This window comes from Kitasatospora sp. NPDC092286, assembly GCF_044755565.1.
In the GTDB taxonomy this organism is placed as follows: Bacteria; Actinomycetota; Actinomycetes; order Streptomycetales; family Streptomycetaceae; genus Kitasatospora.
The window spans coordinates 29,500-44,217 of record NZ_JBIVRD010000024.1 but is presented as its reverse complement, the minus strand read 5'-3'; the positions used below and the strand labels follow the sequence as shown (position 1 = coordinate 44,217).

The following is a 14,718-nucleotide window of genomic DNA, read 5'->3' as shown; positions in this document are numbered from 1 at the left end:
CGATAGCCCATCCACTCCCTTTAGTTGCCTACTCGGATAGGGCGGCGATAGGGTCTCATAAACTAGGCGAACTGTGTTCTTTTGGCGAAGGGATCGGGATCAATGGGCATTCTGGGAACGGCATCGGTCCGCCAGAGGAAGGAACGGAAGAAGAAGCCCGACGAGCTTCTGGCCTCCGTGGTGAGAGAGACGGCGATCCCGGCCGCAGTCGAGCTGCTGCGGTCGAACACTCCGTTCGTCCTTCCCAGCGGTACGGCCTGGGTGATGCTTGTGCTTGCAGCCGACGACATCGGCGGCTTGAGCAAGCGGCACGGCCGGGACGAAGCGAAGGGCTCGATCATCGAGCTCATCAGCTCCGACCAGATCCGCACGGTGGCCACGGCGGAGATGATCGAAGAGGAGGTCTTCGGCATCATCCCCACCGGCGAGACTCTCGCGCGCGCGGAGGAGTACTCGCTGCTCACCGGCGCCACTTACGCCTGGGCCGTCGTGTGGCAGAAGCCCGGCGGCGATCTCCTCGTCGATCTGGTGAACGATGCGACCTTCGCGCAGGCGCGCTCCGTCCTCGCAGGCACCACGAGTCTCGAAGAGGCCCTGGGCGAGAAGGCGTGGGCGGAGCACAGCGGCCTGGTCGCCGAGGCCGGGGCCATCGGCACTGTCCCCGCGGTCCTCGGGGAGGACGAGGGGGATCCGATCTTCGACGAGATCCCCGAGGACGAGGGGGCTGACGAGGGCCCGGACGACGAGCCGCTCTTCAGCGACGTCGTCGACGACGAGGAGGCGGACACACCCATGTTCGACGAGGACGACGCGGGCACCGCTCCGGTCGAATCGGGGCCGGACTACGACGGCGACGAGGTGGCCGGCTACGAGGGTTTCGACGAGACCGACGCCGGCTACGGCATCGAGGGTGACTACCAGGAGGCCGGCGACACTGTGCTGCCGGCCGATCAGACCCAGGTGCGCGACGTCATCGCCCGCCGGTTCCTCTCCGAGGAGCTGAACCTGGATATCCGGCTCGATGAGTTCAACGCGACCTTCGCCATCGGCGCACCGGTCGTGCAGATCGCTGTGCCCGAGGGCGCGACGGAGTGGCTCGGGGACCAGGTCGCCCAGCTCAACAGGCAGGCCAACGCCGACCTGACGCAGCTCCGTTCCGCGCACGAGGATGAGCTGCGTGCGCTCTACGTCAACCTCATGTCGGCGCACACCGAGCAGGTCATCCGCGATGTGGCCACCGACCGCGCGGGCTCCCGGTACAAGCTGCTGAAGGACGCCGCCGAGTCCGAGCACCAGCAGCGGCAGACGGAGAAGGACGAGAAGATCCGGGCCCGCCGGGCGGAGATCGCCAAGGACTACGAGTCGCAGGCCTCCAAGGTGGCCCAGCAGGCGGCGCTCTCGGCGGAACTGCAGTACAAGGAGCGCAACCGCTCGAAGATGGAGCGCGAGCAGATCGACTCCGTCGCCGTGATCGAACGGGACATCGAGGATACCCACGCGCACAACCGGCAGGAGATCCTGCGGGTCCGGCGCTCGGACGCGACGCTGAAGATGCAGACCGGGCAGACCCGGATCTTCGAGGTTCTGGCCGAGCGGCAGTCGGAGTACCTGGCGGCCGAGGAGAAGCGCCTGAACCGGTGGAAGTCCGAGATCCAGCGGATCGTCGACGACAACCGCAAGGCCGACATCGCCCAGTCCGAGACGCTGGCCGAGCACCTGCGGACCAAGGACGAGATCGGCGTCCTACGCCGGGAGCAGCAGGGCCTCCTGGAGTCGGTGCGCGCTGAGCACGCCGACCGGATCCGCCGGATGAGGGAAGAGCTCGAACGCAACCGCAAGGACGCCATCACGCAGATGACGGCTCGGGACACCGAGTGGCAGCACAACCTCGACCTGGAGAAGGAGAAGACCAGCTCTCAGGTGGCGCGGGCCACCGACCTGCTCCAGCAGCTGTCGACGGTCGAGGATTCCGTGGCCAGGCGGTATGAGGTGCGCCTGGCGGAGATGCAGGCCGACAAGGAGTCCTACGCCAACGAGCTGGCGCGGGCCTCCGAGATGCAGAGCCGCTCGAACAAGATCCTCGTCGTCATGATCGTCACGCTCTCGCTCCTGATGGGCGTGGCCGGCTTCATCGTCGGGGTGGTCTTGGCCCGTTGAGCGATCCGGTCAGTCCGACGGGGTGATCTTACGGCGCATGGGGCGCGTTCCCCATGCGCCGTCGGCGTCTGCGCAGGCAGGCGCGCTGGACAGCAGGAAAGCAGAACGGGCGGGACCCGAAAGCAAGGGATCACGATGGCCACGAACAGGCGGAAGGCGTCACGGCCTGAGGCGAGCAGCTGGGACAAGATCTCAGCGCGGTCGCCCGGCGAGACGCTGACGAACCGAGACGTCTACGACAACCAGCAGCTCGACCGCAGCAAGTTCTCGACCCTGAGGTCGACCAGACCGGGCATCGTCGTCGCGGTGATTGCCGGCGCGCTGGTGACGGTCGTCGTCTGGGTCCTCTACTCGCTCATCGCCACGGCGGCGCTCTCGGCGGGCGCGTCCGCGGGTTCGGGCAGGCCCGGCAGCAGCACCGGCATGCCGAGCACGTACTACGCCCAGGACACCACGACCGGTGCGGGCGGCTCGGTCGTGAAGTGCTACCGGCCTCTGACCAAGGACGGCAACCCGGACGTGAAGGCCAGGTGCTATCCCAGCGCCGAGGCTGTCCCGGTCCCCCGCTGGTACACCGCGGCGAAGGACGGCAAGCCCAGCGCCGAGAGGCCGTCTGAGCCCAAGAAGAGCTCGACGACTGTCGGCGAGCAGCTGGCCGACTTCTCGGGGTTCAAACTCTTCATCACGCTCGGCTCGGGTCTGATGGTCGCCCTCATCATCGGCACGTGGTTCTCGCGGAAGGTCGCCGCGGCGAACCTGATGAACGACACGAGCGACATCAACCAGCACCACAACGACCAGCACATCGCCCTGCCGGAAGAGATCCAGCAGAACTACGACTGGTTCCCCGACGCCGGTGCTCACTCGAGCGTGCAGGTCAGCTCGATGCTCAGCCACATGATGCTCAGGAAGAAGGGCCTGGGCACCGTCGAGGTCGCCCAGCGCGCCAAGAAGGACGTCATCGACAAGAAGGGGAACCTCGTCTACTACGCCGGCGAGGTCATGGACGACGACGAGGGCAGTCCGCTGACGCAGACCCTGCCGATCATCGACGAGGACTTCGGCGACGAGCTGTTCGAGGCATCAGGACTCCCCGAGGACAAGGGGCTGCGTCAGAAGTACGACACCAGGCTGATCCCGTACAACCCTGACGGCAGGAACCGGGACAAGCTCGGCTTCGGGTCGGACAAGTACCAGACCGTCGCTGACCTGATCAAGGAGGACTGGGCGTTCCCGGCGTACGAGGTCCAGCGCCCGGCCGGGGCGTACGTGGTCGACACCGCGCCGGTGAACACCATGGTGCTGGCCATCACCCGGGCCGGTAAGGGCCAGACATACATCGAGCCGGTCATCGACATGTGGTCGCGTGAGAAGAAACCCTCGAACATGGTCATCAACGACCCCAAGGGCGAGTTGCTGGTGAAGAACTACGTCGCCCTGGTCACCCGCGGGTTCGAGCCGGTGCAGTTCAATCTGATCAACTCCATGAAGACCGACATCTACAACATCCTGGGGCTGGCGGCCGACGCGGCGCGTGAGGGCAACTTCACCAAGTGCGCACTGTACGTGGAGAACATCGCCGGGATCTTCTTTCCGCTCGACGGCAGCGAGGACCCGGTCTGGCCCAATGCCGCCAACAACGCCTTCAAGCGCGCGGCCTACGGACTCATCGACTTCTACCTGGAGGAGGAGCGGGAGCTGCGCAGCGCCGCGGCCGTGCTGAACATGGATCTGGCCCTGGTGGAGCAGAAGCTCGATGACCTCTGGGGCAAGGTCACCCTCTACAACTGCTACCAGCTCTTCGTGCAGATGAGCTCGAAGAAGATCAAGAACCCTGAGGCCGAGCTGGAGAAGCGGGTCAAGGCCGGCGAGTTCGAGAACAACGAGGACGCCCTGGCCGAGGAGCAGGAGAAGGCGGCGGCCCAGGCCCTCATGTGGGAGGGCAAGGCTGATCAGGACATGCTCAGCCTGTACTTCAACGCGAGCGAGGAGCTGCCCCGCAACAACATGCGCACGCTGGTGGGCAACGCCCACAACGCGCTGCGCTCGATGGCCGGGGCGGAGAAGATGCTGGCCTCGGTGTACGGCATCGCGATCACCGCCATGTCGTTCTTCACCGACCCCACGATCTCGACGCTGACCTCGGGCAAGCCCTCGCAGAACACCGACCTGGCCGGCCTGAGCTTCCCGCGTCGCCTCGGCGTGCGCTTCGCGCCGAACTACGTCAAGCGCGACCACCTCGTCGGTCAGCAGGCCGTGTGGTCGGCCTACGCGGACCCGATGTTCACCGAGAACCTGGGCGAGGACTTCACGCACGAGGAGATCGTCGGCCGCGAGGGCTGGGCGCGGTACAACTTCAAGGGCAAGTTCCCCGACGACGATGCCTGGCTCAAACTGGAGCTGGTCAACCCGCAGACGAAGATGCTGGTGCGGACCTTCTACTTCAGCTTCACGAAGAACTACCGGCTCTCGCTCAACGGCCGGCACTACGTGGTCGAGCCGGTGACGGGCAAGAAGATCGTGAAGAACGGTGTGATGCGTGAGCTCAAGCCGGTACGCGAGGGCGGCACCCGGGACGGGAAGACCCTCTCCTTCCAGCCCGGGGACACGCTCTACCCGGACACACGGCTGGACTTCTCCGGCGGCGGCAACCCAGAGAAGGTCTCGTACCAGGCACGGGCGATCACTCAGACACTGGCGCGCTACTCGGAGTCCCCGAAGGCGCTGTTCCTGGTGACTCCGCCTCACCTGATGAAGTACGCGAAGCTGATCCTTATCCTGGTCAAGCAGCTGTTCGACGTGAGCGCCGACCAGGCGTACATGACGAAGTCGAACCAGAAGCCTCTCTACCGCACGCGGTTCATGCTCGACGAGCTCGGCAACCTGCAGTCGGAGGGCAAGGGCATCGACGGCTTCGAGACGATGCTCTCCATCGGCCTGGGGCAGGAGCAGCAGTTCACGCTCATCCTGCAGACCCTGCAACAGCTGCGCGACGTCTACGGCGAGTCGGTCGACAAGATCGTGCAGGGCAACACCTCGAACATCGTGTTCCTGAAGTCCACGGACGACTCGATGATCGAGGTGTTGGAGAAGATGGGCGGCAAGACGCACCGGGTGTACAGGGACAGCAAGCAGATCAGCCAGGATCTCGACAAGGTCATCGGCGGCAAGACCGAGGGCCGGGTCTCCTACACGATGAGCACCAAGGAGGAACCGCTGATCAGCTACAACGACATGGCTTTCCTCGCGCCGCGCAACTCGATCGTCTTCCGGGCCGGCGACGCGCCGATCTGGAACCGCAACCAGACGATCCTGCCGATGTCGTTCCGGCTGCTGGGGAACACGATCAAGCACCCGGGGCACACGTACTCGCTGCAGACGATCCCGACGCTGTCCAGCGCTGTGGACTTCGACGTACGGATGAACCAGCCGGACTTCGTGAAGATGCTGGAGAAGCGTATGCGGCAGGCGGTCAGGGCCGCGGACGCGAAGGCGCAGTACAAGGAGATCTACGGCTACCGGGAGGTCGACATCGAGCGCCTGGACCCGGATGTCTACGCCGACGAGGTCATGGCGGTCATCACCACGATGACCACGGTCGACGAGGGTCAGGACCCCAACGCTCCGGTGGTTGTCGACCCCGACGAGTACGCCGGGATGAGTATGTTCGACGAGGACCAGTTCATCGAGAACGTCGAGGTCGGGGTTGCGGTCGCCGAGAGTCGGGCGGTCAGCGTCGAGCGGCAGCGTCTGCTCTACGCCGAGGGGACGATCAGCAAGGAGATGCTGGTCAACCCTGACGGTTCGGCGAAGGTCAAGAGCCTGGACATCGAGATCGGTGAGGCCTACAAGTCGGCGCAGACCGAGCTGGAACAGGATCGCGAGCACTTCTCGGTCGGCGGCGACGGCGAGCTGCGCAGCGCCGATGGGTCCCAGACGTACATCAGCCGGATCCGCTCGGACGCGTACGCCCATGCGGCCCGCCGGATCAACGGTCACGTGAACGACGTGGACTCGCGGGTGTTCGCCGAGGAGGACGTCACCGAGCAGGACCTGAAGTCGCTGGTGACGGTGAAGGTCCACTCGGCCTTCTACCAGTACCTGGCCTCGCTGCCGAGCTGGGAGGTGCTGGCCGACGGCCGGTTCGACCGGGCCATGGCCATCGAGATGAACTCGAAGTAGCCGGCGCCCCCTTGGGGTGCCTGGCGAGGATCACGACCAGTGCCGAGGCCGCCTCTCGACTAGGAGAGACCGCCTCGGCACTAACCTTTCGAATGGCCTATCGCTTCCTTTTGATGGACGGGTTAGTATCTATGAATACTTATGCAACTCCGAGTGTTCATAGGGGCTTGATTAGCAGTGAAGAAGGCGCACGGACTGCGAAGGTACTTCTACGAGTACGTCTACTACAAGGCAGTCGAGCAGGCCCGGGAGCAAACCGGACAGGTCATTCCGATCTCCCAGGCCAAGGCGATCCGCGCCCGGGTCGATGAGATCCTCGGCCGACGGGGCACCGCGCTGGCCAACCCGCGGCTGGGCGTCACCGACTGCCTCACCACCATCGACCAGGCATTCGGTGAGCGGGTGGCCGGCTACGAGCCGCAGTTCGGTGACCATTCCCCGCGGAACGAGCGCTACCAGCAGTCGCAGCGGGAGTTCACCCGCGCCACCGGCGTCGGTACCCAGGTCGACCCGAAGTCGGCCCGGCTGCCGATCAGCCCCTACGACCCCCACTGGTTCGAACGCGCGACGGTGAAGCGCGCCGGGACTGCGCTGGTGTACCTGCCGGACGAGACGATCGGACGCGTGGCCGGCGGTGAGGTGGAGACCCTGGCCGACCCGCGGCGCGGAAACATGGTGCTCTGGCGCATCGGCGACGATGGCAGGCCGTTCGAGGCAGGCCGCGCGATGACGAGCGACGACGCCGCCGGACTCACCGCGCTGATGGACAAGATGAGCCAGCGGGAATACGACCAGGTCCGCGAGTGGGTCATCGACGGCGGCCGGACCCCACAGACGAACCACGTCGACCGCAACCGCTTCATGTCCCAGCGCGCCGTGGCGCGCTCGGCGGCACTGCTCGAAGAGCTGAAAGCTCAGGGCGTGTCCTACGAGGTGATGCGCGACCGCGAGCCAGGCCAGATCAAGGCGAGGATCGCCGGGACCGGCATGGAGATCCGCCTCATCGACACACGTCAGGAGGAGTACGCCGGGGCACGGATCTACGACAACGGCACCGTGCTGCGCTACTCGACGAACTACCGGGTCCCCGGCAGCATGGCGGTCTACTCCCCCTCGCCGGCGGAAGCTGTCCAGCTACTGCGCTTCGCCCAGGGCCATCGCGTCGAGCGCACGGATCTTCCGGGGCACGCCGCCGGTGAAACCGGCACGACGCACCAGGAGCGCGGCCGCGGCCGCACGGTGGTGGATGTGCCCGACAGCTACCACGTCGACCGCGAGTCGATGTTCGTGGTTGGCGACTACACGGTCCCCGGCGAGTCTGGCCCCCGGCCCGGGGCGAAGGTGATGCTGCGCCGGGACGCGAAGAACCGCTCGCTGCCGGCCTTCTTCATCGACGCCGAGCCGGCCGAGGCCTACGCGAAGGCCGGCGTCGAGAGTGCTCGGGCGAACCTGCAGGCGGCCCTTGGCGTCGAGTACCTCATTGCTCGTGCCGAGGACGAGCTGGAGCGAACCGGCGGACAGCTGGATGCGATCGAGCCGCCGGAGTACTCGGCTGACGCCGAGGTCGCTGCGATTCAGCGCTCGTACTGGGATGTGCTCACCGGCGCGAAGAGCGACCTTCTGCGCCCGGGCGCGACCGAAGAGATGTACCAGGAACGCCTGGAGGAGATCGGCGAGCTGCAGCCTGGGGAGGTACCCGAGATGGGCAACCTCGCCTACGGCGGCACCGCCGTCGAGAAGGTCCGACAGCACGCCGAGGACGTCCCCTTCGAACTCGTCGGGACCTGGGAGGCCCAGCCCCACCACATCGACGGCGAGTGGGTCGACCAGCGCTTCAACCCGGACCGGGTAGCGCGGTACATGACCAGCCCCACCGGGCAGTGGTCGAACCTCGACAACCTCGCCTCGGCGCTCCGTCGCTGCGGAATCTCCCCCGACGAGATGATGGGCTCGACCTTCCAGACAACCCGGTTCAAGGACCGGCTCGTCTGCTTCAACGCCGAGCGCTCCGTGCCGATCGCCGATCACGAATCCGCGTTCATGCGGCGCATCGGGGTCACCGTGCGTGACAGCATCGAGCGCAACGCGGCGACGGTCTCCGAGATCCTGATCGACGAGCAGGGCGTCATCCGCTGGAGCGGCGAGAAGCTGCGCCGTGACGGCAAGGGGAGCCCGATCTCGGGTGAGATCGGCCAGGTCTTCGATGTCGGCGAGTACGGCGAGATCACCACCGCCTTCGCCAGCGGGAACAACGCCCTGGTCGTGCCGGGCTACGAGGCCACGATCACGGCCCAGACTCCGGGCGAGGCTCCGACCTCGGTCGAGGAACGCACACGCCTGCGCGGCTACGAGCAGCTCATGCACGAGCGCATCCAGTACCAGATCGCCGGCGACCTCATCGCCGGGCGCAGCGAGACCGGCGAGCCCTCCTCGCTCAACGCGGTCTACTCGCAGCTGTACGGCACGAAGCACCCGATCGACTTCATCGAACGCGCCACCACGTACCGGCTCGACGAGTCCACCGGCGAGATCAAGGAACACCTGGACGAGTGGACGGCCGCGATCCTGCAGACCGAGGCGCGCCGTGCGCGCTACTCCAACGAGATCAAGGCAGGCTCGACGATCTACGCCGAGTACCGCGCCCAGCGCGACCGAACCGACCCGGCTGACGACAACCGCTTCGACGCCTGGCGGCTCACCGGCGGGCGGAACATGACGGTGCTCACCGGCAAGGACCGGAACAACGTCGTCGCACCCAGCGGCTACTTCGACCCGGTGATGACCGGAGGCGCGACCAACCAGGGCATCGTGCGGTACCTGACGGCTCAGGCCCGGGTCGACGCCGACGGCCGGATCGTGCCGGGCGACGAGAGCGTGGGCGGACAGCGTGCGCCGCTCATGGCTCTCCCCGAGCTCGAGACGCTGCGGTACGACCCGTTCGACCGCCAGCAGATGACGGCCTCGACGATCATGCAGTCTTCTGAGGTCACCGCGCCGGCGAAGACGGCGCTGATGACCTTCGGCGGCTGGACGGCTGACGATCCGATCGTGGTGTCGAAGGAGTTCGCCGAGCGCCACCGCATCCGCGGGGCCGGCGGCCGGGAACGCGATCTCGTCGTGGGCGACAAGATCTCGGACCTGCACGGCAACAAGGGCGTGATCTCGCTGATCGTCGACCGGGACATGCCGCTGCAGGACGCGCAGGAGCAGGATGTCGTCGAGGAGGTCAACTGGTTCCGGGTCAACCCGGGCCTGGACGTGGTGATGAGCCCGTTCAGCCTGATCTCCCGGCGCAACGCGGGCTCGGCGCGCGAGCTGATGAGCGGGAACGTCTCCGACCTGCGCTCCCCCGACGGAGAACTGCGGCCGAGTGCCCTGGGCGAGATGCGCTTCGTGGTCACCCACATGGCCGTCGACGAGAAGACGAAGATCTACGACGACCAGCAGGTGCGTGCCGGCAAGGGCCGTAAGGCCTCCTCGCAGCTGGCCTGGGCGCTGCAGTCTCAGGACTGCCCGTCGATCATGCACGAGTTCTACGGCCACAACAGCGGGGCCGAATCGAACCTGCGCGAGTACCTGCTCGTGACAGGCATGGACGTGGAGGCTGACGGCACGCTGCGGGTGGTCGGCCAGGCCGAGGGCCTCGACGAGCGCCCCGAGCGCCGGTTCATCCCGATGCCCGGGCTGCTGCGCACTCAGCCGCGCAAGGCGGGCCAGCTCCCGGGACTCAACACCACGGCGATGCGCAAATCCTTCGGCGCCCTCATCGGCGACCGCGGCGGCGACATGGAGATCCCGTTCCCGCTCACATATCCGACCGGTGAGCAGACCGAGACGGTGAGCGCGAGCTCGTGGAAGCTGCCGGTGATGTCCTCGTATCTGCGCAGTGGCCAGGAGTTCGAGGACGGGTCCTCCGTCACGCACGACTACACCCGCGGCTACCAGGACGTCTTCGTCGAGGCCTGCCGCTACCGCTACATGGCCGAGCAGCTCGCCAGCCAGGGCCTGTCCGCGGAGAAGCGCGCCGAGGTGCGCCAAGGCATGAGCGAGTCGGTCTCGCGCGCTCAGCGCGCCTTCGAGGCGATCACGACCGACGTGCAGAACCGGGTGCTGACAGGCAAGAACAACATCTTCAAGACCGGGCTGATGGCCTCGCGGCTCACCGACTCGGCGACGATGGTGTGGACCTCAGACCCGCGGCTGGACGTCGACCAAGTTGCGCTCAGCTCGGCCAAGGCCGAGCAACTGGGGCTGGCCAAGGGCGACCACGCGCTGGTGTGGCGTGACCCGGTGCTCCGTGACGCCGGCGTGCGCTACATGCGGGTCGCGATCGACGACCGGCTCACCGGCGCCGCGATCAACCCGGTGATGGACGCCTGCTTCGACGGCGACTTCGACGGCGACGCCGTCGCCGTGGTGAAGCTGCACAGCGAGGCCGCCAAGGCTGAGGCCCTGGCGAAGCTCTCGGTGCCTGCCAACCTGCTGGACACCGGCGTGGTCAAGGGCGACGGCTCGCACCCGCTGGCCATGCAGGTGTCGCTGGACACCCAGGTCGCACTCTCCAAGGACGTCGCACTGGCTGAGGAGTTGCAGAGTTCGCGGAGCGAGGCGAACCGGCTCCGGCTGCAGGCGCTCACGGGCGCAGAGCAGCCGGAGGACATCACGCTCGCCCAGCAGGTCGTGACGGAGGAGCTGAGCGGGCTGTACCGTCAGGCGCAGCGTGGCGAGTTCGGTGCGGCGCTGACGTTCTCGGATCGCGAGGCGCACCTGCAGAGTGTGCGCGAGGTCTGTGTCGAGACCGGTGCCAAGGGGAGCGAGAAGAAGCTCACCGACTACGCCCGGAACCTTGGCGATGCGCAGGGCACGCCTGGCATCACGCAGGCCGACCAGGAAGCCTCGATGTTCGCCACGGCGATCAAGGCCCACGGCACCGGTCTGGGCGGCTCGTTCAGCCAGCGCGCCGTTCGCGCGCTGCGCGGCGAGGACCTCAAGGCCGTCCTGGAGGTCACCTACCCGGTGACCCAGTCAATTCTGCAGGCCAAGCACGACGCTGCCGAGGCCCGACACAAGTACGCGATGCTCCAGGGCCCCGGCCGCGATCTCTGGAGGGGCCACAGCATCGAGCACGTCGGCCCGGGCCAGTGGCGCACGGCGTTCCTCGACGGTGAGCCCGTCCAGGCTACGGCTGAGGAGTGGGAGAAGCAGTTCATTGAGTTCTACGAGTCCAAGGAGGGCTTCGGAGTCACGGTCAACCCGGACTATGTGGCCCGCGTGGCCAGTGCGCTGGAGGACCCGAAGACCGGCCTCATCCGCAACTTGGAGGAAGACGCGTCGCTGCGGGGCACCGTGATGGACCGGATGGCCTATGGCGGCGCCTTCGCCGATCTGGTCGAGGCTGCCAGGAACCGCGAGAGCGTCTACGACGGCGAGAAGAACGAGCAGTTCGCGTCCTCGGGGACTCGGAAGGCTCGGGCGGAGATGTCCCGGCAGCTCGACCGGCTTGGCTCCGCCGAGACGCACAGCCTGGACAACGCCGTGATCGCTGTCGATGACTCGCTGGTCAAGCGCGACGTGATCTCTCAGGACGCGGAGACCTCCCGCACCCGCGGCGCGCATCGCCGCTCTGCGCATGCCGTGCGCGTGGGCGCGGCGCGTCCGGTGTACACGCCGAGCATCGAGATCGACCAGCCGCAGGGCGACGACGACTACGGGATGGGGTATTGAGATGGCACAGCACAAGGAGCTGGGAACGGGACCCCCAAGCCGTCGGCGCGCGGCCAAGGTGCTTCCCGTGGGCGACGACCGGCATCAGGCCGGTGAGCCGGAAGGCAAAACGTATGCCGAGTCGGACTCGCGCTCGGACGAGCCGATCGACGCTGAAGTGATCGGCGAGCCGGGACCGGAGGATGCTGACGGTGCGCGCGTCTGGCGCGATCGGCTCCGGGACCGTAACCGCGGGTTCTTCGGCAAGAAGACCCGGGAGCGGATGGCCGACCGTGAGCGCGTGCACCAGATCGACGTCGACCGGGCCGAGGACGAGAGCGAGGGTCTGGATCAGCGCGAGCAACTGCTCAAGCTCCGGGCGGAGACGCGGCTGGCCGGTGAGAAGTACATGGCCTCGCTGCGGGACTCGAAGCTGTTGGTGCCCGGCTTCAACGACACGGAGCGGACGCGGGATCTCGGCGTCATGCATCACGTCTACATGCAGATGATGATGCAGTCGTGCCTCAAGCCGCTCTCGCGCGGCGTGAATGCCAACTCGATCATCCAGGCGGTCGGCATGGTGATGACGATGCGGATGCTCGCCCCGGACTTCAAGAAGGAGATGGACAGCTACCTCCAGCCTCTCAAGGACAAGATCCAGGAGCGCATCGACACCAGGACCCGCGGCATGGTCGCCTCTGCCGAGAGCGGCATCGCACACCGGCAGAGGATCTTCCATGACGTGCCGAGCGACGCCCGGCGCGGGCGCCTGGTCGGCAGCACGGATCCGCGTGACCACCTGACGACGAAGTGGCGCAAGCGCTTCGACGCCATGCGGCACCGTGAGCGCGGCCACCGGGAGATGTTCACTCTGGACTCGGCAGCCATGACCGAGGTCGCACTCATGGAGAACGCCTTCTGGAAGATGCGTGAGCCGGGCGCGGACATCGGCCTGATCCGCGATAGCTACTGGGCAATGCGCAAGCGGCTGCACGAGCAGATGAGTGAGGACGGCCTGGAGCGCCAGGAGGTCGTCCAGCGCGCGCGACGGATCATCGGTGAGCGGATGGAGTACGAGCCCGAGCTGTGCACGATGTTCAACGGAGTAGCCCACGGTCGGATCGTCAAGGCACCCGCGCACGAAGAGCGGATCGCGGGCTCGGACCGTGTCCGTACGGTGTGGAGCGGGGAGTTCGACGACCAGCTGGGCCGGCGTCTGCCCGAGGACGCGATGTTCACGCTGCGCCGGCCCATGGACGCGGACGCCCACCAGATCCAGCTCGCCGAGACGATGAAGACCTCGCTGCTCGACGCGATGAGCCGCGGCGACCAAGAGAGCTACGGGGGCAACATGCTCGGCTACCTGGTCGGCTTCGCGGCGCAGAAACAGGGGCTGGACACCAGCGGGCTGCCCGACATGCTCCAGCACCGCCTGGACCAGTCCGAGGTGATGATCGCGAGCATGGACATCGACGGCCTGCCGCCCGAGGATCAGCAGCGGGTCTACTCCAACGCGTACGTCGATGCGATGGAGGCAGTGAACGAGAAGTACCCGGATCTTGAGGCCGAGCTGAAGCGGACCCTCGGAGAGAAGTGGCAGCAGACGCTGCAGGCCGCGGTAGACGACCCGGGTGCCTTCTTCGAGGAGCAGCGGCGCAAGCCGCGGCCGCGCCCTATGGGTCCGTCGGCCGAGCAGCGGGCCGGCCCGCAGGATGAGGCCGGTTCCGAGGACTACCAGCCCGCCTGAGGGCGATCCGAGAAACGCGAACAAGGAGCAGGAGGAGGGGTCATGAGCCAGGAACAGAGCGAGGAACAGCAGGTCAGGTTCGGATCTCGTTTCGCGCGGATGTTCGGCTACGTCACGCCGGAGGACCGGAGCCGATGGGAGCAGCAGCGGGCGCAGAACAAGCCGCACGTCAACGCGATCAAGCATGGCGCGAAGTCGTCACTGAGCTCGATGATGGAGTTCGGGGAGCGCAACATCGGCGCGAAGCTCGACGCGGCCCACCGCGTGGCGGCGCAGCAGCGGTTCGAGGAGTCCCACAACAAGGTCGTGAACCAGCGCCGCGATCCGAACACACGGAACATCATCGAGTCGGTCGACTATGCGCCCAAGGACGAGCGAGAGGAGATCGAGCCAGATCTGGAGCTCTAGCAAAATGAGTCGCGATAGGCATCGCGAGTGCGCTCGATAAGATCGACCACCCCTCTCGACTCATGGCTATATTCGGTAGACTGGTTTCTAAGTAAAACATCTGCATGAACGACGACAGGGCAGGGTGTAGGCATGGAGAAGACGAATCCGCGTGTCAGCAAGCGGGAGTTCATCTCGCGGGTCGCGTCTCGTAGCGAGTTGCCGATCCGAGTGGTGAACAAGGTGTACGAGTCGTTGCTTGGTGAACTCACGGGTGCAGTCGGCTGCGGAGAGACGGTCGTGCTCACGAGCTTCGGCCGCTTCTACCGACAGGACCACAAGGGTCACAAGGTGCGCTTCGGCAAGAGCAACGTCGACGACTACGTGGTTCTGAAGTTCTCCGCATCGAGCAGCTTCAACCGCCGACTGGGGGGCAATGAGGACGACATCTCACCGGAGACCCACGGGGCGATCAAGGATGCCGACGAGTTCGAGAACGTCACCGAGGATCGTGAGCTACGGGCCGCATCGTAGACAACGAG

Annotated in this window: 7 protein-coding genes; 6 read left to right on the top strand and 1 reads right to left on the bottom strand. The window is 66.4% G+C overall.

What is annotated here, in order from left to right; translation table 11 throughout:
* Window positions 1-62 precede the first annotated feature (62 nt).
* The gene (locus ACIQIB_RS23745) at window positions 63-230 is read right to left on the bottom strand and encodes a hypothetical protein (RefSeq protein ID WP_400760401.1); all 168 of its coding nucleotides are present in this window, start codon (window positions 228-230) and stop codon (window positions 63-65) included.
* A 34-nt stretch (window positions 231-264) separates the two neighbouring features.
* On the opposite strand from ACIQIB_RS23745, the gene ACIQIB_RS23740 reads away from it, so the two are divergent.
* The 6 genes from ACIQIB_RS23740 (at window position 265) to ACIQIB_RS23715 (ending at window position 14,710) form a co-directional block, all read left to right on the top strand.
* Complete coding sequence (locus tag ACIQIB_RS23740) at window positions 265-2,157, top strand: hypothetical protein (RefSeq protein ID WP_400760399.1); 1,893 nt, start codon at window positions 265-267, stop codon at window positions 2,155-2,157.
* A 135-nt stretch (window positions 2,158-2,292) separates the two neighbouring features.
* Window positions 2,293-6,339 (top strand): type IV secretory system conjugative DNA transfer family protein, encoded by a 4,047-nt coding sequence (locus ACIQIB_RS23735; protein ID WP_400760397.1) that lies wholly within the window; start codon window positions 2,293-2,295, stop codon window positions 6,337-6,339.
* Between the two features lie 177 nt (window positions 6,340-6,516).
* Entirely contained in the window at window positions 6,517-12,063 is a 5,547-nt protein-coding gene (locus ACIQIB_RS23730) for a hypothetical protein (protein ID WP_400760395.1), read from the top strand.
* Between the two features lie 67 nt (window positions 12,064-12,130).
* Window positions 12,131-13,789, top strand: coding sequence for a hypothetical protein (locus ACIQIB_RS23725; RefSeq protein WP_400760392.1), 1,659 nt, complete (start codon window positions 12,131-12,133; stop codon window positions 13,787-13,789).
* A 42-nt stretch (window positions 13,790-13,831) separates the two neighbouring features.
* Complete coding sequence (locus ACIQIB_RS23720) at window positions 13,832-14,197, top strand: hypothetical protein (protein ID WP_400760389.1); 366 nt, start codon at window positions 13,832-13,834, stop codon at window positions 14,195-14,197.
* A gap of 132 nt (window positions 14,198-14,329) precedes the next feature.
* Complete coding sequence (locus ACIQIB_RS23715; RefSeq protein ID WP_400760387.1) at window positions 14,330-14,710, top strand: HU family DNA-binding protein; 381 nt, start codon at window positions 14,330-14,332, stop codon at window positions 14,708-14,710.
* Window positions 14,711-14,718 lie beyond the last annotated feature (8 nt).